The sequence below is a fragment of the Faecalibacterium taiwanense genome (assembly GCF_036632915.2).
GTDB classification, from domain to species: domain Bacteria; phylum Bacillota; class Clostridia; order Oscillospirales; family Ruminococcaceae; genus Faecalibacterium; species Faecalibacterium taiwanense.
In genome coordinates, this window is record NZ_CP155552.1 from 18,739 (window position 1) to 39,175 (window position 20,437).

The following is a 20,437-nucleotide window of genomic DNA, read 5'->3' on the forward strand; positions in this document are numbered from 1 at the left end:
GGGTGTTCCTCCTTACATACTCTTCATCTTGGGGTCCAGAGCCTCGCGCAGGCCGTCGGCCACGAGGTTGAAGCTCATCATCAGCAGGCTCATGACCACCATCGGCGGGATGATCTGATAAGGATGGGTGGTAAAGCTGTTGTACAGCTCGCTGATCAGAGAACCCAGCGAGCACTGCGGCACCGGGATGCCCAGACCCACAAAGGACAGGAATGCCTCGGTGAAAATTGCGGTGGGGATGCTGAACATGACCTGCGTGATGATGGGTCCGATGATGTTGGGCAGCACTTCCTTGAAAATGATGAAGAAGCTGCCTGCGCCAAGCGTGCGGGAGGCCAGCACGAACTCCTGATCCTTCAGCTTGAGCATCTCAGCGCGGGCAATGCGGCTCATGCCCACCCACTCGGTGAGCATCAGGGCAAAGATAATGGTGATCATGCCGGGCTTGAGCACCAGCAGAAGCAGCGTGACGATCACCAGACGGGGGATGCCGTTGGCAACTTCCAGAAAACGCTGCATCATCATATCCACCTTGCCGCCAAAGTAGCCGGAGATCAGGCCGTAGCTCATGCCGATGACCATATCGATGATGGCGGCGGCAACCGCGATGATCAGGGACACGCGGGCACCCTCCCAGGTACGGGTCCAGATATCGCGGCCATAGGTGTCGCTGCCGAACCAGTAGTAGACATCCTCCTTGCCCTTTTCCACATAGGCATTCACTGTCTTGGAACCGGTGGTGGTGCTCATTTTCTCGTCACCGTTGAAGATGCCGAAGTTCTCCAGCATCTGCACGCGGGGCGCAAAGTTTTTCTGGCTCAGCTCCTGACCGGAGTAGGTATACTCGTTCATGCCGGGGCCAAATGCCGCCAGCAGCACGATAAAGACCACGAGGATCAGGCCGAGCACCGCGCTCTTTTTGCGGAAGAAGCGCACCCGCACATCCTTCCAGAAGCTCTGTGCGGCAAAGTTCGAGTCCATTGCGATCTCTGCGTCGTTATGCTTGAGCACAAAGTCCTTCTCGTTGAAGGTACGCTCGGAATACATGGTATCCACTGCGCTGACGATGGCATCAGCCGTGGCTTCGCCGCCCAGGTGAATCGCTTTTTCTGCCATATCAGTCGTCCCCCTTTGCCAAGCGGATGCGCGGGTCGATGATGCCGTACAGCAGGTCAACGACCAGCATGATGCCAATGTACATGGCACTGTAGATGAAGCTCAGGCTGATGACCACATTGTAGTCGTTGGACTGGATGGCCGTCACCAGCAGGCTGCCCACGCCGGGAATGGCGAAGATCTTCTCCACCACCAGCGAGCCGGTCATCAGGTCCACGATCAGCGGGGCCAGCACGGTGATAATGGGGATCAGCGCGTTGCGCAGCGCGTGGCGGAAGATCAGCGCCGGGCCGGAAATGCCCTTGCTCTCGGCCAGCAGCATATAATCGGAGTCCAGAACCTCGATCATTTCACTGCGGGTAAAGCGGGCAATGGAAGCCATGGTGAACATGGACAGCGAGATGCTGGGCAGCACACTGGAGCCGAACACGTCCTTTGCGGAGAACAGCATGGGGAACCACTTGAGCTTGAAGCCAAAGGTATAGCTCAGGGCCAGTGCGATCACGTAAGACGGCACCGACACGCCGATGACCGAGATGATGGTGGCCAGAGTGTCGAAGATGGTGTCCCGCTTGAGGGCTGCAATGATGCCGAGCACAAGGCCCACGATGGCACCCAGTGTGACAGCCATGCCGCCCACACGGATGGAAATGGGCAGACGGGACTGGATCAGCTGGGAGATGGGCGTGTTCTTGGAGATATTGTAGCTGACACCGAAGTCACCGCGCAGCATGTTGGTCACATAGCGGAAGAACTGCACATAGATAGGCTGATCCAGACCGTACTTTGCGTACAGGGACGCGCGCATTTCCGGCGTCAGCTTTTCATCGTTGAAGGGCGAACCGGGCATCAGCTGCATGAGGATGAACAACACCAGCAGGATGGCCAGCAGCGTAAACAACGAAGTGATAATACGCTTGAGCGTGTATTTTTTCACGTTGGGTAGACCCCTTAAAGTTTCTTCTTCTCCCTGCTCAAGACAGGGCGGCTTTTTCTGCCGCGGTCAGCCGTGCGCCGGACGTGGACAGTGCAAAAGCCAAAAAGTCGCACAGCGGCAATCACGCTGCCACTGTGCGGCATTTCAGTTCTCGATCAGGATCAGACGCTCTTCTTTGCGTCCTTGTAGACGCGGTTCAGAGCAACCGGGTGGAAGTCCACGCCGGTCACAGCAGAAGAGATCATCTCGGCGTTGCACTGACCATACAGCGGGAAGATGGCGGCCTGCTCCAGCACGATGGACTCAGCGTCATACATGGCTTCCCAGCGACCCTCGGGATCGGTGCACAGATCACCGGTGGTGCACTCTGCGATGATGGCATCGTAGTCAGCGTCGCTCCACAGACCGTAGTTGTTGGAGTTGCCGGTGACCCACATGCCCAGATAGGTCATGGGATCGGCGTAGTCGGGGCCCCAGCGGGTCAGGCCGATCTCAAAGTTGCCGTCCTGCATATCCTGCACGCGCTGCTTCTTGGGCTCTACCTTCAGCTCCAGAGTGAAGCCGGGCAGGGTGGTCTGCAGCTGCTCCTGAACGACCTGAGCGACCTTCTGAGGAGCATCGTCGGCATCGACGACCATGGTGAAGGAGAAGGAATCCTTGCCCAGCTCAGCCTTGGCCTGCTCGTAATACTCTGCAGCCTTGTCGGGATCGTATGCGCAGAACTCTGCAAACTTGGTCTGGTCGGCGCTGAAATCGCTGCCGTCCGGGCCGGTGGCGAACTGTGCGGGCACTGCGGTGTAGGCGGGAGAAGAGCCGTCCTTCAGCACGTCATTGGTGATGGAATCACGATCCAGTGCAAAGGTGATGGCACGGCGCAGGTTCAGGTTTGCCAGCTCCGGCACAGCGTCCATGTTGGGGCTGATGTACCACAGGTAGCCGGCGCCCACGCTGGTGAACTCGGGGTCGTCCTTGACCTGCTCGACCTGCTCACCGTTCAGCAGGGTGATGTCCAGATCGCCGTTCTGATAGCTCATCAGAGCCTGCTGGCTGTCCTTGATGACCTGATAGTTCAGGCCGTCCAGAGCAATGCGGTCAGCATCGTAGTAGTCGGCGTTCTTCACCAGCTCAAAAGCGGTGGCGGCCGGCTCATAGCTGGTCAGCACGAATGCACCGTTGGACAGCACGGTGTCTGCGCTGGTGCCGTAAGTATCGCCGCAGCTCTCAAAGAACTTCTGGTTCATGGGGTAGAAGGTGGGGAAATACATCAGGCTCAGGAAGTAGCTGACCGGAACGTTCAGCTCCACCTTCAGGGTCTTGTCGTCCACAGCGGTGATGCCCAGATCGGTGACGGGCTTGCTGCCTGCAATGATCTCGGCGGCGTTGACCACCTGACCGATATCGCTCAGCATGTAGGCATACTCAGATGCGTTTGCGGGGTCAACAGCACGCTGCCAGCCAAACACGAAGTCGGCTGCGGTAACGGCATCGCCATTGGACCACTTTGCATCCTTCAGGTGGAAGGTGTAGGTCTTGCCGTCCTCGCTCAGCTCATAGCTCTCTGCCAGAGCCTCCACGGCTGCACCGTTCGCATCCATCTGCATCAGGCCGTCGGTGTAGTTGGCGATGACCTCAAAGGAGGTGCCGTCGGTAGCCAGCTGGGGGTCCAGAGACTGGACTTCGGTCTCCAGCATGACGTTCAGCACACCGCCCTCAGCAGAGGCGGCTGCACCAGAAGCAGCGGTGGAGCCGGAAGCAGCGGTGCTGGAAGAGCCGCCGCAGGCAGTCAGAGCCAGTGCAGCAGCCGATACGCCTGCAGCAGCCAGGAAGCTGCGGCGAGAAATACGACGATCGAATTTCATATTTTTTCCCTCTCTCTTACCTCAATGCTTTATTGAAGTAAAGCATTGAATGGTGAAAAATGCACAAAGGTTTTTTGCTCCTCCTCTGGAGCACTGCACACCTTTGTGCGATATCCGCATTATACGCTGTTCCACCTGAAAAGGAAAGGCTTCCGGCTGTTTTTCTGTGCTTTGACCAATGGTCAGCAAAAATTTTGTTTTTGTTTTTGTGCAGTTTTGAAGATATACTGTAGTTGCTCAAAATACAGTTTCACGAAAACATGAGTTTTTTGTGTTTTTCGGGGAAACAGATGAAGAAATTTCACCTGCGTATTTTCATTTTTTGTGCATAAGTCGTACTTTCAGCCTGTTTTTTGTGCACATACCAGACACAAAAAATCCCTGCTGAAAACGCACCGTTCTCAGCAGGGAAACACCGTTTTTTCGGTTTTTAGGCAAACATAGCCACTACGTAAGTCTCGCCGCCGTATTCAATGAACACCGCGCCCATCTGTGTGCGGCCTGCCGCATAGCTGCGCAGTGCACTGCCCGCCTCGCTCAGCGGCGGAGCATATAAGTAGCCGGTAAAGCCCCATTCGTTGTTCATTGCAAGGCCGATCACCACGCCTCTGGGCAGGAACAGAAAGCTGGTGGAATGATCGATAAAATCGTACACATTCGTGTCCAGCATGGCACCGGAGCCGGTGGTCATGGGCACCTTGCGTGTCAGCAGGCCGGACTGGGTGGTCAGCTGGGTGGAGTCCTCCACCAGCCAGTCTGCCAGACGGCTGGCTGCATCTTCCAGATCGGTATTATAGGTCAGGCTGGGGTCTACCTCTTTCATCAGGGCCTTGGCCTGTTCTGTATCCTTCTGCACCGTGCCGCCCATCAGTGCACTGCATCCGGTCAGCACCGCCAGTGCCAGTGCACCCGCCAGCAGGCAAGCCAGCCATTTTCTTGCATGTTTCATATAGTGGTTCTCCCCTTTCGGTCTGTTTTTCTCCATGATACCTTTTTTGCCGCCGGATTACAAGCAGAAAAAAGCTGCTGTGCATCTGCACGGCAGCTTTTTGGGCAAAACTTTATTTTGCGTACTCCACAGCGCGGCTCTCGCGGATCACATTGACCTTGATCTGGCCGGGGTAATCCAGCGTGTCCTCGATCTTCTTGGCAATGGAGCGTGCCAGCAGGATCACCTGATCGTCGCTGATGACATCGGGCTTGACCATGATGCGCACTTCGCGGCCTGCCTGCACGGCAAAGGCCTGCTCCACGCCCTCGAAGCTGGAAGAGATCTCCTCCAGATTTTCCAGACGCTTGACGTAGCTTTCCACGTTCTCGCGGCGGGCACCCGGGCGTGCAGCGCTGATGGCATCGGCAGCCTGAATGATGAAGGCCAGCGGGGTCTTGGGTTCCACGTCGCCGTGGTGAGCCTCAATGGCATGGATGATCTGGGTGTTTTCCTTATACTTGCGGCAGATATCCACACCGATCTGCACATGGCTGCCCTCGATCTCATGATCCAGTGCCTTGCCGATATCATGCAGCAGACCGGCACGGCGTGCCATGGTCACATTCACACCCATTTCGCCTGCCAGCAGGCCGGCCACCCATGCCACCTCCATGCTGTGGGTCAGGGCGTTCTGGCCAAAGCTGGTGCGGTACTTCAACCGGCCAATCAGCTTGATGAGGTCGGGGTGCAGGCCATGGATGCCCAGCTCCATCACGGCACGTTCGCCCTCGCGCTTCATCTGCAGCTCCAACTCGTGGCGGCACTTTTCCACCGTCTCCTCGATGCGGGCGGGGTGGATGCGGCCATCGCCGATCAGGCGTTCCAGCGTCATGCGGGCCACCTCGCGGCGGGTCTGGTCGAAGGAGGACAGGGTGATGGCCTCCGGGGTATCGTCGATGATCAGGTCCACGCCGGTCGCGGTCTCCAGAGCGCGGATGTTGCGGCCCTCGCGGCCGATGATGCGGCCCTTCATTTCGTCGCTGGGCAGCGGCACCACGCTGACGGTGGTCTCGCTGCAGTGGTCGGCAGCGCAGCGGCTGACGGCCTGACCGATCAGGTTGCGTGCGATGTTGTCGCAGTTTTCCTTCAGGTCGGTCTCGTAGGCGGCAACGCGCACGGCCTTTTCGTGGGTCAACTCCTCGTCCACCTTGTGCAGCAGCACCTCGCGGGCGTCCTCCTGACTCAGACCGGCCAGCGTCTCCAGACGCTCCATCTCCTTGGCGCGCAGAGCGTCGATCTCGGCCAGACGCTCCTCGGCCTCAGCGGCGCGCTTTTTCAGCTCCTCTTCCTTCTTTTCCAGTACCTCGGTCTTGCGGTCGAGGGCGGTTTCCTTCTGGTCGATGCGGTTCTCCTGACGGCTGATCTCCGCACGGCGCTGCTTGATCTCCTTATCGGCTTCTGCCTTCTGGGCATCCACCTCGGCCTTCAGCTTGAAGGCCTCGTCCTTTGCTTCCAGAACCGCTTCCTTGCGCTTCTGTTCTGCGGTCTTGATTGCTTCGTTCACCAGACGGGTGGCCTCGGCTTCCGCGCTGCCGATCTGGGCTTCGGCGGTCTTTTTACGGTTGTTGTAACCAATAAAATAGCCTGCACCGATGCCCGCAGCAAGCGCGACGATCAAGATCACGATCCAGATGATCGTGGACATCGCATTTCACTCTCCTTTGTTAAAATTCAAAATTCTGAATCATAAGCAGGAGACGCTGTAGGGCAGGTGTAGGCTGCAAACATTTTTTATAAGTGAGCTTTCAATGCAAAAAGTGGCAACAAGACCACACGCACGGCAAATGCCGCACGAACAGGCTGCAAGCTTTTCTATCTACAGTTCTATCTTATATAAAAACAGGCAGGCTCTGCCTGTAAGGGACACGGGTCACGGGAACGACCTGCACACAGCGTCTTTTATTCCATACTACTAATTATAGTACGAAACAATTGCCCGCTTGTCAAGAGGAAAACCCTGCCCCGCAGAACATTTTGTGCAGAAAACAGGGACAGTATCCGCACCGGATGCCGTCCCCGTTCCCGTTTATTCCAGATACATCCTGCGCAGCCGCATCAGGCGCGCAGGGGTCAGGCCGTATTCGGCTTCCAGATAGTTCTCGGCGCTGCCGTATTTTGCGCGGATGGTGCGCAGCACAAAGGGTGCGGTTGCCGGGTCCACGCCCGCCTTGCGGTAATAGCGCATCCGGCAGGCCGGGTTTGCCGCGATCTCTTCGGCGTGCTCCGCCAGCACTGCGTCGATCTCAGCCTTGCGGCAGAGGTTCGTGCGCTCATAGTCCGCACAGATCGTCTCATCCGAAGCGCCCAGTGCCAGCAGAATGAGCATGGCCGCCACGCCGGTGCGGTCCTTGCCGGCCGAGCAGTGGAACAGGATGGGGGTCTCGCCTGCTTCCAGCGCACGGAACAGCTCCTTGAACGCCTTGTTGCCAAACAGCATCCGCTCGTACATAGCCTGCACGAAGGTGCTGCCGTCGGCGCTTTCTTCATAGCCCTTCATCAGGGCGGCGATATCATCCGGCGCAAAGGAGATCTCGTGGCCGTCCTCGGCGCACAAGCCGCAGATCTGCACCAGACGTGCACCGTCCGGTACGTAGTCCGGTTCTTTCTGCACTTCCCCGCTGCTGCGCAGATCAAGGATCAGGCGCAGGCCCAGCGCGTCCAGCTTCGCGCGGTCGGCCTCACCGGTGAGCTTGCAGGTAGGGATGCCGCGCCAGATCTGGCCCCACTTGATATGCTTGCCCTCGTCGGCTTCGTAACCGCCCAGCTCCCGGAAGTTGGTGCCGCCGGCAAAATCCAGCTGGGTGCCGGGCACCGGGTGGGCCGGTGCAGCCTTTGCCGCAGCGCTGGACAGCACCGGGAAATTGTAGAACGGCTTTGCGGGCCGTCCGCGGCGGGGCGGCAGGCTGGCCGAACCGCCCAGCACCTCCATCAGGTAGCTGCGCAGCAGGTCGATGTAGGCAGAGGAATGATCCCGCCGCTGCACCAGTGAGACGCACAGCGGGGGCAGATCTTCCAGCAGCACATCCCGCACACGGTCCAGTTCCCGTCTGGCTCCCGGTTCATAGCGGGTCAGACAGGTGCAAAGCTGCTCCTGCACAAGATAATAGGCCTGATAAAAGCTGGGGCCGATCTCCGCATTCGGCGCAAAGCCCAACCGGGCGCAGGCCGACCACAGCGGGCTGAACAGATCCTGCCGCAAGCTGGGCAGCAGCACCCGCTGACCGCGCAGCTCTGCCAGCGGGATGCTCTCCTTATCCCAGAACGCGTGCCCCCGGGGCACCAGCAGGCAGGCAGGGTCTGCCCGCAGGGTGGTGCGGGCCAGTACCGGCGCAGCGCAGCCCAGATCGATGACCAGACCCGCGTCCAGCTCCCCCTGCTCCACATCGTCCGCCACCGCATCGTTGTCCATCATGCGGAAGCGCATCTCCACATGGGGATACTGCTGGCGGAACTTGTCCAGCTGGGTCTCCAATCCGGGCAGGTAGTCCGGCACCAGCGACACGCTGATGCCGATGCGCACCGGCTGCGCCGACTGGATCTCGGCCCGCAGGGATGCCTGCATCTGCTGGAACTGCTCCACCACCGGCGCGGCATGGCGCTGCAGGCTCATGCCGCGGTCGGTAAGGGTGAGCTTGTGGTGGGCGCTGAGGAACAGCGGCCCGCACAGCTCGGCTTCCAGCGCAGAGATGCTCTGCCGCAGTGCCTGCCGTGACAAAAACAGCCGCTGTGCCGCGCGGCTGTAATTCATTTCATCGCACAATACCAGAAAGTAGTGCAGCTGGCGGATATCCATGGTTTCCTCCCTGAGAAAAGTGTCATATATAAAAGAATACCGCCTTTTTACGCGATTGTAAAGCCGTTGGCAGCAAAAAACTGCCGCACGGCATTGCACCGTGCGGCAGTCAGAGCGTGGAACGATCAGATCAGGCTCAGAGCTTCCTCGTCGCCCACCAGCGTGAAGTCCGGATGCATCTGCAGGATGCTTGCGGGCACCTCCGGAGTGACGGGGCCAAAGAATGCCTTCTTGACGATCTCGGCCTTGCCCTTGCCGTTTGCCACCATGAGCACCTTGCGTGCCTGCATGATGGTCTTGATGCCCATGGTATAAGCCTGCTTGGGCACCAGATCCACATTGCCGTCAAAGAAGCGCTTGTTTGCCTCAATGGTCTCGGGGGTCAGGTTCACGCAGTGGGTCTCCAGCTCAAAGGCTTCGCCCGGCTCATTGAAGCCGATGTGGCCGTCGTGGCCGATGCCCAGCAGCTGCAGGTCGATGCCGCCCACAGCGTGGATGATCTGGTTGTACTTTGCGCAGGCATCCTCTGCATCGGGATTGGTGCCGTCCGGCAGGTTGATCTTTGCAGGGTCGATGTTCACCTTGTCGAACAGGTTGCGGTGCATGAAGCTCCAGTAGCTTTCCGGGTGCTCCTTGGGCAGGCCGCGGTACTCGTCCAGATTGACGGTGGTCACCTCAGAAAAATCGATGTCGCCTTTGTTGTACCAGTCCACCAGTTGGGCATAAGTGCCCACCGGGGTGCCGCCGGTGGCAAGACCCAGTACACAGTCCGGCTTCATAATGACCTGTGCCGAAATGATATTGGCTGCCTTGCGGGACATATCCGCATAATCTTTTGCACGAATGATCTTCATTACAAACGACCTCACTTATCATCTTTTTTGCCGCTCTGCACGGGCTGCGCAGAGCACTTCTGCGTTTAGTTTATCACATTTCGCAGACAAGCGCCAGTCATCCCGGCCATCTTTTCGGTGTGTTTGCACAAAAAGATGCAAAGCCCCGCCGTTTGGGCCGGCATTTCCGGTCACGAACGCGCAAAAACGCCGCCAGGCATTTCCACACCGGCGGCGCTGCATGTTGAAAGATCAGTTCCCGCTGCACAGGCCGCAGGCGGCACAGGCGGCGGGGGTGGCGGCACAGCCGCCAAGGGCGGTCTCGCGCAGCTCGGCGGGCAGGCGCTTGCCCACAGCGTACATAGCGTCCAGCATCTGGTCGAAGGGGATCAGCTGACGGATGCCGCTCAGGGACAGTTCTGCTGCAATGAGGGCGTTGGCCACACCGGCAGCGTTGCGGTTCTGGCAGGGGTACTCCACCAGCCCGCCTACGGGGTCGCACACAAGGCCCAGCATGTTCATCAGCACGGTGGAAGCTGCATCCAGACACTGCTGCGGGTTGCCGCCCATCAGCTCCACGGCGGCAGAAGCAGCCATGGCAGACGCAATGCCCACCTCGGCCTGACAGCCGCCCACGGCACCGGCCACGGTGGCGTTGCGCATGGCAAGATAGCCCACGGCACCGGCGTTGAACAGGGCATCCACGATGCGCTGGTCGGAGATACGGTAGCACTCCTGCAGGGCCAGCATCATGCCCGGCACCACGCCTGCAGAGCCTGCGGTGGGTGCAGCCACGATCAGGCCCATGGAAGCGTTCACTTCCAGCACGGCCATGGCGTAGGTCATGGCCTTCTGCAGCACGTCGCCGCAGATGTTTTTCTTCTTATTATAATGTGTTTCCAGCTTTTTGGCCTCGCCGCCGATCAGGCCGCCCATGGATTTGATGGGCTTTTTCAGCGGCTGGGTGGCAGAAGCGTGCATGATCTCCCATGCCTTTGCCATGCGGTGGTCCACAGCATCCCGGGGCACTTCGCCCAGAATGCACTCCCGCTGGCGCATCACTTCCGAAATGGGCAGTTGGTTTTCCTCGCACATGTCCAGCAGCTCCTTGGCGGACTTGAAATCCATGTTCATCGCTCGTCCCTCCTTACGGCTGCACGACCATTACATCGTTGATGTTCGGGTTTGCCAGCAGCAGCTGATCCACACCCTCGGGCAGGCGCTCGTCCGACTCCACGATGGTATAAGCCGTATGTCCCTTTCCCTCGCGGAACAGGCGCATGAACGCGATGTTCACGCCGCGGTCGCTGAGGATCTTTGAGATATGCGCCACCACGCCGGGCTTGTCCTTCTGCACCACGATGAGGGCATTGTACTCGCCGGTAAAGTCCACCTCCACGCCGTTGATCCGCACGATGCGCACCTTGCCGCCGCCCAGAGACTCGCCGCGCACGGTCATGACCTGACCGGCAGCGTTCTCCATGCGGATATCCACCGTGTTGGGGTGGATATCGGTCTCCGTCTCATTGGGGGTGAAGCTGTAGCCAAGGCCGCGGTCGGTGGCAATGGCAAAGGAATCCCGGATGCGGGTATCATCGGCCGAAAAGCCCATGATGCCGCCCAGCAGGGCGCGGTCGGTACCGTGGCCGTGGTAGGTCTTGGCAAAGGAGCCGTAGAGGGTAAAGTCCGCCCGCTTCAGCGGCGGGGCGATCATCTTCTGTGCCAGAAAGGCGATGATCTCCGCGCCTGCGGTGTGGGAGCTGGAAGGGCCGATCATGTTCGGGCCCAGAACATCAAAAACACTGATAAATGCCATGGGGTGTCACTCCTGTCAGGTCAAGAACCGCGCCGCGCATCAGACGCTTGCGCTGCTCTTGTTGATGAACTTCTGGTAGATGGTCTCCACGATCACGCCGATGGCGTTGTCGCCGGAGACGTTGCAGGCAGTGCCGAAGGAATCCTGAGTGATGTACAGAGCCACCATGATGGCGCAGATGGGGCCATTGGGGTCACCGGCCTCAGCGCCGAAGATCATGTACAGGAAGGGCAGAGCGGTCATGATGGAGCCGCCGGGAGCACCGGGAGAAGCCACCATGGCAACGCCCAGCGTCATGATGAAGGGCACCACGGTAGCAAGGCTGATGGGCAGCTGGTTCATCAGGCAGACGGCAGTTGCGCAGGCGGTAATGGTGATCATGGAGCCTGCCATGTGGATGTTGGCGCACAGAGGCACCACGAAGTTGCGGATCTGCTCGCTCACGCCGTCAGCCGCAGCGCACTGCAGGTTGACCGGGATGGTGGCTGCAGAGGACTGAGTGCCCAGAGCGGTGGTGTAGCCGGGGATCTGGTTGCGGATCATCTTGAAGGGGCTCTTGTGGCTCACAGCGCCTGCAACGCAGAACTGCAGGAAGATGCAGACCAGATGCATGATGATGACCACCAGGAACACCTTCCACAGGATGCCCAGAATGGCGTAGGTCTTGCCGGACTTGGTCATGTCGATGAAGGTACCGCAGACGTACAGGGGCAGCAGCGGGATGATGACGCTGTGCAGCACCTGATCGATGATGCCGGAGAAGTCCTTCATGCCATTATAAAGTGTATCACCGATGGTCTTGCCGCGCAAGGTGGACATGCACAGGCCCAGCACGAAGGCCAGCACCACGGCAGACAGGGTGTCCAGCAGCGGAGGGATGGAGATGGAGATGTAGCTGGCCAGAGAGTTGTCAGCCGTGGCGGCGATCTGTTCCAGAGCGCCTTCGCTCATGAAGCTGGGGAACAGGCTTGCAGACACCAGATAGGATGCCGAGCCCGCGATCAGGGTGGAGCCGTAGGCCAGAGCCACCGTGATGAGCAGCAGCTTGCCTGCGCCGCTCTTCAGGTCGGCAATGCCCATGGTGACGTAGGCCACGATCATCAGCGGGATGATGAACTTCAGGAACGAGCTGAAGATGCTGGATGCCGTGACGACGACCCGGCAGAACCACACCGGGAAGAACTGGCCGATGATGATGCCCAGCACGATGGCGATGAGCAGCTTCGGCAGCAGTCCGAGCTTGAATTTTTTCTTTTCCATAAGAATAAAATCCTCCTTTTCCTATCCTGACCTTTGTGCGGCACCTGACAGCGCTCTCTCCGCCGCAGCCCGCACGGCCAGCCTTTCACGAAACGTCAAATTTTCACTTGACGTGTTGATACATTTAGTTTAACATAGACATATGCATGATTCAAATTCATAAAACTAAAGTTATGGTTTAAAAATCTTAATAGCAGAGGAGTTTTGCCATGGAAGTGCGCCAGCTGAACACCCTGATCCGTGCCGCCCAGTTCCAGAGCTTTTCCAAGGCAGCGGAAAGTCTGGGCTATTCCCAGTCTGCCGTTACCGTGCAGATCAAAGCGCTGGAAGAAGAGCTGGGCGTGCGCCTGTTCGACCGCATGGGCAAGCGGGTGATCCTGACCGCACAGGGTCAGTGTTTTCTGGAATATGCCAACAGCATTCTGGATACCATCCACAACGCCCGCCGCGCCCTGAGCGAGGATGCCGAGCTGGAGGGCTGCCTGCACATCGGCACGCTGGAATCCCTCTGCTTTTTCCGTCTGCCCGGCCTGATGCATCAGTTCCGGGTGGAACACCCCAAAGTCAGCCTTCGGGTCACTACCGGCTCCCCGGAAGAGCTGATCGAAAAGATGGAGCGCGGCGAGGTGGACCTCATCTGCATTCTGGACGAGCCGCGCTACTCCAACAGCTGGCACAAGTGCAATGAGGTGCCGGAGGAGGTGGTGTTCGTGGCTTCCCCGGACATCGACCTCGGCCACCCCGGCCCGTACCGGGTAGCAGAGCTTCTGGACAAGCCCTTCTTCCTCACCGAACGCAACGCCAACTACCGCCGCACCTTTGACCGGTTTCTGGCTTCCCGCCAGATCGAGCTGACCCCCAGCCTTGAGATCAGCGATACCTCCTTTATCATCAAGATGCTGGAGCGCTCCTCCGGCATTTCCCTGCTGCCGCGCTTCGCTGTGGCCGAGCCTGCGTCCAGAGGAGATCTGCGCATTCTGGAGGTGTCAGACTTCCGGCTGACCATGTACCGCCAGATGTTCTACCACAAGGATAAATGCTGCACCCGGGAAATGGACGCCTTCATCCAGCTGGCCTCCGGGCCGGATCTGCCGCTTTTATAATACAGATAATACAGAAAGCAGCAGACCCCCGGACGGTAAACCGCCCGGGGGTCTGCTGCACTGAGGAGTTTTCAGGAATTTGCAAAGCATTGCGCAGACTGTGTGCAGGCACAGCCCCGCAGATGAGGATGATTAAGCAAAGAAGGAGATGATGAGTGCTACCAGGAAGCCCACACCGCCAACCAGAGTTTCCATGATGGTCCAGGTCTTGAGGGTGGTCTTTTCGTCCATGCCCACAAGGCTCTTCACCAGCCAGAAGCCGGAGTCGTTGAAGTGAGAGCACACGGTGGAGCCGCCGGCGATGGCAGCGGTGACGCAGGCCAGATACAGCGGGCTGAGTTCGCTGATGCCGGGCATGGCGGAGATGATGCCTGCTGCCATGGTCATAGCCACGGTAGAGGAACCAACGGAGATGCGCACCAGAGCAGCCACGATGAAGGCCACCAGAACCAGCGGCAGGCTGGCGTTTGCCACGGCGTTGCCGATGACATCGCCCAGACCGGAGTTCTGCAGCATGTAGCGCAGCACGCCGCCGCAGGCAGTGACCAGCAGGATCATGCCGGTGGGCTCCAGAGACTTGGTCATGATCTTTTCCAGCTGGGCATTGTTATAGCCGTGACGGGTGCCCAGCAGATACATAGCAGCGATGGTAGCCAGCAGCAGAGCCATGAAGGGCTCACCGAGGAAGGCCAGAACGGGCTGGATGCCAGCCAGAGCGGGCACCACTTTTGCCACAGAGTTTGCAATGATGAGGACCAGCGGGATCAGGATGATGCCCACGATGGTGCCGAACTTGGGCAGCTTGCTCTCGTCGATGTCTGCCTGCTGTGCAACGTGCTCGGGCACCTCGATCATATACTTTTTGCCGCAGATGGAGCCCCAGATGGGACCGGCAGCGATCATGGCGAAGATGCCGCAGAAGATGCCGATGAGGATGACCCAGCCCAGATCAACGCCCAGCATGCTGGCCACCAGAACGGGGCCCGGCGTGGGAGGGATGAAGGCGTGGCCGACAGCCAGACCGGCCAGCAGAGGGATGACATAGTACAGGACCGAGCGCTTGGTGCGCTTTGCCAGAGAGAAGGCCAGCGGGATCAGGATGATCAGACCGGCATCAAAGAACACCGGCATGGCCACCACCAGACCTGTGATACCCAGCGCCCATGCGGCTTTTTCGTCGCCGAACTTGCGCACCATGGTCACGGCCAGCGTCTGTGCGCCGCCGGATTCTTCCAGAATGGCACCGAACATGGAGCCAAGGCCCACCAGAAGAGCGATGCCCTTTAAGGTGTTGCCGATACCTTCGTTGACCGAGCCGATGATGTCAGACAGGGGCATACCGGCCATCAGGCCGATGCCCACCGCACCGATCAGGATGGAGATCATGGCGTGGACTTTGAACTTGATGATAAGGATGAGCAAAAGGATCAGGCCCGCCACCGCGGCGAACACGAGCCGTGCGGCGTCCGGGGTTGCAACAGCTGTCATAAACGTTTCCTCCATTTTTTGATGTTTTGTGTGCTTTGGGTCTTATTTCAGCGCCGTCCCCGCAGACGGACACCGGATTTCGATGGTTTTTATAGGTGAAGCAATATCCGCTTTTTTGTTTTTGGCGTAACTTTATCCAGACCGTTCAGCAAAACAACGCTGAACAGTTGATTTTTGTTTTTGGTTTTTATCGCAAACGAAGCGTTTTTACTCCATATATGCACCCTTCATGGGGCTGACGGCGTGCTGAGAGTAGAGTTTCAGCAGGCCCTTGGTGTACTTGGGAGCCTTGGGCTTCCAGTTGGCACGGCGCTGGGCAAGGATAGCCTCCATCTCTTCGGGGGTCTTTTCCTCACCGTTCACGCCCACGATGGCAAGCTGGCGGTTCGGCACATCGATGCGGATGAGATCGCCCTCTTCCACCAGAGCGATAGGGCCGCCCACAGCGGCCTCCGGGCTGACATGGCCGATGACCGGGCCGCGGCTTGCGCCGGAGAAGCGGCCGTCGGTGATGAGCGCCACGCTGGAAGCCAGCTTCGGGTCGGCGCAGATGGCCTCGCCGGTGTAGAACATCTCGGGCATGCCGCTGCCGCGGGGGCCTTCGTAACGGATGAAGATGGCATCTCCGGGCTGGACCTGCTTGTTCAGAACGGCACTGATGCACTCTTCCTCGCTGTCAAAGGGCTTTGCGCGCAGGGTGGCGTGGAACATGTTCTTGGGGCAGGCGGTGTGCTTGATGACACTGCCCTCCGGGGCCAGATTGCCCTTCAGGATAGCAATGCTGCCGTCGGTGCCCTTGGCGTTGTCAAAGCTGTGGATGATGTCCTCGCGGGTGACTTTGATGCCCAGACCCTTGGTCTTTTCCTGCAGGATCTCGTCGCAGTGCTCGTAGAAGCCGTTCTTCTTCAGGTCTTCCAGGTTTTCGCCCAGCGTCTTGCCGGTGACAGTCATCACGTCCAGATGCAGCATGGACTTGATCTCTTCCATCACGCGGGGCACGCCGCCTGCATAGTAGAAGTACTGTGCGGGCCAGTCGCCGGAGGGACGGATGTTCAGCAGATAGTGTGCGCCGCGGTGCATCCGGTCAAAGGTGTCGGCATCGATCTCAAAGCCGAACTCGTGTGCAATGGCGGGCAGATGCATGGTGGCATTGGTGGAGCCGGAGATGGCGGCGTGCACCATGATGGCATTCTCGAAGCTCTTCATGGTGACGATGTCCTTGGCCTTGATGCCCTCGGCCACCAGCTTCATCACCTGAACGCCGGCATCATAGGCAGCCTGCTTCAGCTCCGGGGCGGTGGCCGGCATCAGGGCGGTGCCGGGCAGCATCAGGCCCAGAGCCTCGGCCATGATCTGCATGGTAGAAGCGGTGCCCATAAAGGAGCAGGCACCGCAGCTGGGGCAGGCATTGTGCTTGTAGTAGTCCAGCTGCTCGTTGGGGATCACGCCCGTCTTTTCCCATGCGTCGAACTTGCCGATCTGTTCCAGCGTCAGCAGGTCGTTGATGGCGCAGGCGGGGTCGTTGACCACGTACTTCTTGGGCAGGGTGTGGGCTTCCATCACGCCGCCGGTGACCACGATGGCGCTCATATCCTTCAGGCGGCCAATGCTCATCAGCATGGCCGGCATGGACTTGTCGCAGCTGGCGATGAACACACCGCCGTCGTACACGGTGGCGTTGGCCTGAGCCTCCACCAGATTCACGATGGCGTCACGGTGGGGCAGCGAGTAGTTGATGCCGTCGTGGCCCTGTGCGATGCCGTCGCACATATCGGTTGCAAAATAGCGTGCAGCCTTGCCGCCGTGGGTGTTGACTGCCTGTACAGCCTCCTTCACGAACTGATCCAGATGGGCGCTGCCGGGGTGGCTGTCGCCAAAGGTGCTCTCCACCATGATCTGGGGCTTTGCAAGGTCGTCCACCTTCCAGCCCATGCCGATCTTCAGCGGATCGTTTTCCGGTGCCAGTTTACGCACTGCCTGAGAACGCAGTTCCATGATCGTACCTCCAAAATACTCTTTTTCTGCTTTGCAAATCGTCCTTTTGACTGTCGGACATCTTACATATTCATTTTAATCGAATCCCGCCTCGTTTGCAAGTTGTCGCAGTCAGAACCCACTTTATAACAATAACCAGCCCAGTTTTTCGTGCATATTGCTCTGAAATCTTGGATACATCATATAATCTAATCAGTTTTTCGACTTTTCTGTATCATTCGTCTTAAAAAGTCATCAGACAACTTCAGGCATAAAAAGTCCCCGCACAGACCTTGCACTGTGCGGGGACGTAAAATGCGGCGGCATCAGGTTTCCCATTCGCCGTCGTAAAGCTTTCGGATGCAGTTGCGGTTGAAGTTCAGGTGCATCACCATGGCAGACCGGGCGCCAATGGGGTCATGCCGGGCAATGGCTTCAGTGATCATGCGGTGGGTCAGGATGGTCTCCTCCGTCAGCTTTTTGTGGGTAACATTCACGAACATCATGACCGCCGTATCGATAATGGGGATGAGCTGTTCCACCACCATGTTCTTGCTGCTCTCGGCAATGCAGGTATGGAATGCGATGTCGTCCTCAATGTACAGATCACCGCTGTGGATCTTGCTCTCCACCCGGTCGCACAGGCGCTGGATGCGCTCGATGTCCTCGTCGGAAGCGTTCAGCGCTGCCATCTCGGCCATGCCCGGTTCCAGCAGCAGACGCACATTGACAAGATCCAGTGCCAGCGCGTTCTTGTCCTGCACACTGCGCAGGTTCAGCGGGTCCGAAAGGCCCTTGGCGGTCGTGACCACATAGGTGCCGGAGCCCCGCCGCACCTCCACGATGCCCTTGCTGGAAAGCAGCTTCACGGCTTCGCGCACCGTGCTGCGGCCCACACCGAATTTTTCGCCCAGTTCAAATTCATTGGGCAGCTTGGCTCCCGGCTCCAGCGGGGTATCCAGAATATAGTGGTAAATTTCGTCCTCCACCTGTTCGGCAAGGAGTTTGTTTTTCAGATGGGAAAATTCGCTCATGGGTGTTCCCTCCCCTGTTTTTTAATTTATTATAAGGCAGGGCAGCAGACAAAAGCAAGGGCTGTCCTCATTCACAGACAGCCCTTGCTTTTGGGTATTTTATTCGTTTGCGGCCTTTTCCAGCTCCGCTTCCTCTGCGGCGGCTTCGGCCTCCTCCTGCTTCTGGTACTCTAGGAAAGCCGACCACATGGGTTCGATGTCCTTGCCCTTCACCCGGCGGTCGAAGTAGTTGCGGGTGATGTCCACCACAGTGCCGGACAGCACCAGCACGCCGATCAGGTTCGGAATCATCATCAGACCGTTGAAAGTGTCGGAAAGATCCCACGCAAGGCCCAGCTTCATGGTGGCACCCACCACGGTCATGCACACAAAGACCACCTTGTAGATGCGGCTGCCGGTGGTGCCGAAGAGATACTCCACGGCCTTGGTGCCGTAGTGGCTCCAGCCAAGCGTAGTGGAGTAGGCAAACAGCAGAATGGAAACAGCAATGAACTTGGGGCCAAAGCTGCCAAATGCGGCGGTGAAGGCCTGACCCACCAATGCGTTGTCCTGCACACCGGCCAGTACAGCGCCGCTCTGCAGGTCCACCACGCCGGTGGTCAGGATGACCAGAGCAGTGAGCGTGCAGACCACGATGGTATCGGCAAACACCTCAAACACGCCCCACATGCCCTGATGCACCGGCTCCTTGACGTTGGAAGCGGAGTTGACCATGACGGCAGAGCCGAGACCGGCTTCGTTGGAGAAGGCACCGCGCTTGAAGCCCCAGGTGATGGTCTGGCTGATGCCGTAGCCCAGCGCACCGCCGCCTGCCGCGTTCAGGTTGAACGCACCCTTGAAAATAGCCGCAAATGCCGCTGGGATGTTGCCCGCGTGCAGCACTACGATGATGAGCGCGCCTGCAATGTAGAACAGGGCCATGAGCGGCACCAGCTTTTCGGTAACAGCGGCAACGCGCTTCAAACCGCCAATAACGATAAGGGCCGTGACCACCATCAGGCACAGGCCGGTGACGAGGGTCGGTACGCCAAAAGCAGCGTTCATGTTGCCCGCGATGGAATTGATCTGGCTCATGTTGCCAATGCCGAAGGAAGCCAGAATGCAGAAACAGGCAAACAGCACTGCCAGCACCTTGCCCAGCTGTTTGCAGCCCTTCTTTGCGCCAAGACCATCGGTGAGGTAGTACATGGCACCGCCCGACCACTCGCCTTTTTCGTTTTTGCGGCGGTAGTACACGCCCAGCACATTCTCCGAAAAGCTGGTCATCATGCCAAGCAATGCCATGACCCACATCCAGAAGATGGCACCCGGCCCACCGGAAACGATGGCCGTTGCCACACCCACGATGTTGCCGGTGCCGATGGTGCCCGCCAGCGCCGTGCACATGCTCTGGAACTGGCTGATGGCCATATCCTCCTTGCTGGTGTGCGCGGTGATGTCCTTGTTGGTGAAGATCGCGCCGATGGTGTGCCGGAGCCAGTAGCCCATTTTGCGGAACTGGAAAAAGCCCGTGCGGGCGCTCATCCAGAAGCCGGTGCAGAACAGCAGTGCCAGACCAAACGGCCCCCACACCACGCCATTGATGGCATTGTTCACCTGCGTGATCATCTCGACCATTCTCTCTTTCCCCCTATACACAAAACAAAAGCGGACAGAACCCACCAAAGGCTCTGCCCGCAAAATTCGGAGCGCTCTCATTTTCCGCAGCCGGGGTGCGCCGCATTCCCGGCTGCGCCCCATTGCGCAAAGACGATGGCTCTGTCCTTTTGCCTGAGAGATACAGCCGCTTTCCCTGCGGCCTTACACCTTCGGCACCCACTTTACAAGCGGGCTTCTCCAGAGTGCACGGTCTTTCCCCGCCGTGCACGTCTTTTTCAGTTCTTCCGGCGCACAGTTGTACGCGATAGAAAGACTATACCATATTCTGTCCTTGTGCGCAAGACATTTTGTATATCATACGCTGCTTTTTCATCTGTTATGCCGACAGATGAATTTTGTTTTGGTATTACTTTTATCCTCCCTCATCATAGCGCTGCCATAAATTTATTTTACTTTTCTTTCGGCTCCGCGCCTTCAAACCCCCGGGCTTTGCCATCCGGGCTGGCATCGCCGTTTTCTTTCGCGGTCTCATAAGAATCTGTGCCGTAATAGGCGCTGGCGGGGCCGATCTCCAGCCAGAAGTTCTCCCGTTCTTTCTCTGTGGTCGGTGCTGTCTCTTTTTTGTTTTTCATCT

The 20,437-nt window shown here is 58.4% G+C and carries 16 protein-coding genes and 1 riboswitch; of the genes, 1 reads left to right on the forward strand and 15 read right to left on the reverse strand.

Annotated elements, in window-relative coordinates; translation table 11 throughout:
• Positions 1–12: 12 nt before the first annotated feature.
• The 10 genes from PXT33_RS00105 to PXT33_RS00150 form a co-directional block, all read right to left on the reverse strand.
• Complete coding sequence (locus PXT33_RS00105) at positions 13–1,116, reverse strand: ABC transporter permease (RefSeq protein WP_332375712.1); 1,104 nt, start codon at positions 1,114–1,116, stop codon at positions 13–15.
• Position 1,117: 1 nt separating this feature from the next.
• Complete coding sequence (locus tag PXT33_RS00110; protein WP_005936865.1) at positions 1,118–2,053, reverse strand: ABC transporter permease; 936 nt, start codon at positions 2,051–2,053, stop codon at positions 1,118–1,120.
• 161 nt (positions 2,054–2,214) lie between these two features.
• Positions 2,215–3,912: a peptide ABC transporter substrate-binding protein gene (locus PXT33_RS00115; RefSeq protein WP_332375713.1), complete on the reverse strand. Its 1,698-nt coding sequence runs from the start codon at positions 3,910–3,912 to the stop codon at positions 2,215–2,217.
• Between the two features lie 430 nt (positions 3,913–4,342).
• Positions 4,343–4,861: a hypothetical protein gene (locus tag PXT33_RS00120; protein ID WP_332375714.1), complete on the reverse strand. Its 519-nt coding sequence runs from the start codon at positions 4,859–4,861 to the stop codon at positions 4,343–4,345.
• 112 nt (positions 4,862–4,973) lie between these two features.
• Positions 4,974–6,548 carry a ribonuclease Y gene (rny, locus tag PXT33_RS00125; RefSeq protein WP_005936849.1) on the reverse strand — a complete coding sequence of 525 codons (1,575 nt, stop codon included), beginning with the start codon at positions 6,546–6,548 and terminating at the stop codon, positions 4,974–4,976.
• 381 nt (positions 6,549–6,929) lie between these two features.
• Positions 6,930–8,696: a tyrosine-protein phosphatase gene (locus PXT33_RS00130; protein ID WP_097774150.1), complete on the reverse strand. Its 1,767-nt coding sequence runs from the start codon at positions 8,694–8,696 to the stop codon at positions 6,930–6,932.
• A gap of 125 nt (positions 8,697–8,821) precedes the next feature.
• A complete protein-coding gene (gene nagB, locus PXT33_RS00135; RefSeq protein WP_332375715.1) occupies positions 8,822–9,550 on the reverse strand; it encodes a glucosamine-6-phosphate deaminase in 729 nt (242 codons plus the stop codon).
• 231 nt (positions 9,551–9,781) lie between these two features.
• Entirely contained in the window at positions 9,782–10,657 is an 876-nt protein-coding gene (gene sdaAA / locus PXT33_RS00140) for an L-serine ammonia-lyase, iron-sulfur-dependent, subunit alpha (RefSeq protein ID WP_332376660.1), read from the reverse strand.
• Between the two features lie 19 nt (positions 10,658–10,676).
• Positions 10,677–11,345 carry an L-serine ammonia-lyase, iron-sulfur-dependent subunit beta gene (sdaAB, locus tag PXT33_RS00145; protein WP_332375716.1) on the reverse strand — a complete coding sequence of 223 codons (669 nt, stop codon included), beginning with the start codon at positions 11,343–11,345 and terminating at the stop codon, positions 10,677–10,679.
• A gap of 39 nt (positions 11,346–11,384) precedes the next feature.
• Positions 11,385–12,605, reverse strand: a complete 1,221-nt coding sequence (locus PXT33_RS00150) for a dicarboxylate/amino acid:cation symporter (RefSeq protein WP_005936830.1) — start codon at positions 12,603–12,605, stop codon at positions 11,385–11,387.
• Positions 12,606–12,814: 209 nt separating this feature from the next.
• On the opposite strand from PXT33_RS00150, the gene PXT33_RS00155 reads away from it, so the two are divergent.
• Positions 12,815–13,708 (forward strand): LysR family transcriptional regulator, encoded by an 894-nt coding sequence (locus tag PXT33_RS00155; protein WP_118528432.1) that lies wholly within the window; start codon positions 12,815–12,817, stop codon positions 13,706–13,708.
• A gap of 132 nt (positions 13,709–13,840) precedes the next feature.
• Here PXT33_RS00155 and PXT33_RS00160 read toward each other — a convergent pair whose 3' ends face one another.
• From PXT33_RS00160 to PXT33_RS00180, 5 genes are all read right to left on the reverse strand, one after another.
• Complete coding sequence (locus tag PXT33_RS00160) at positions 13,841–15,196, reverse strand: GntP family permease (protein ID WP_097777045.1); 1,356 nt, start codon at positions 15,194–15,196, stop codon at positions 13,841–13,843.
• A 207-nt stretch (positions 15,197–15,403) separates the two neighbouring features.
• The gene (gene ilvD, locus PXT33_RS00165) at positions 15,404–17,191 is read right to left on the reverse strand and encodes a dihydroxy-acid dehydratase (RefSeq protein WP_005939089.1); all 1,788 of its coding nucleotides are present in this window, start codon (positions 17,189–17,191) and stop codon (positions 15,404–15,406) included.
• Positions 17,192–17,496: 305 nt separating this feature from the next.
• Complete coding sequence (locus PXT33_RS00170) at positions 17,497–18,204, reverse strand: FadR/GntR family transcriptional regulator (RefSeq protein ID WP_097780994.1); 708 nt, start codon at positions 18,202–18,204, stop codon at positions 17,497–17,499.
• A 99-nt stretch (positions 18,205–18,303) separates the two neighbouring features.
• On the reverse strand, positions 18,304–19,821 hold the full coding sequence (locus PXT33_RS00175; RefSeq protein WP_097774156.1) for a sodium:alanine symporter family protein: 1,518 nt from the start codon (positions 19,819–19,821) through the stop codon (positions 18,304–18,306).
• A 131-nt stretch (positions 19,822–19,952) separates the two neighbouring features.
• Positions 19,953–20,054: riboswitch (glycine riboswitch) on the reverse strand.
• 198 nt (positions 20,055–20,252) lie between these two features.
• Positions 20,253–20,435 (reverse strand): hypothetical protein, encoded by a 183-nt coding sequence (locus PXT33_RS00180; protein ID WP_044953367.1) that lies wholly within the window; start codon positions 20,433–20,435, stop codon positions 20,253–20,255.
• Between the last annotated feature and the right edge of the window lie 2 nt (positions 20,436–20,437).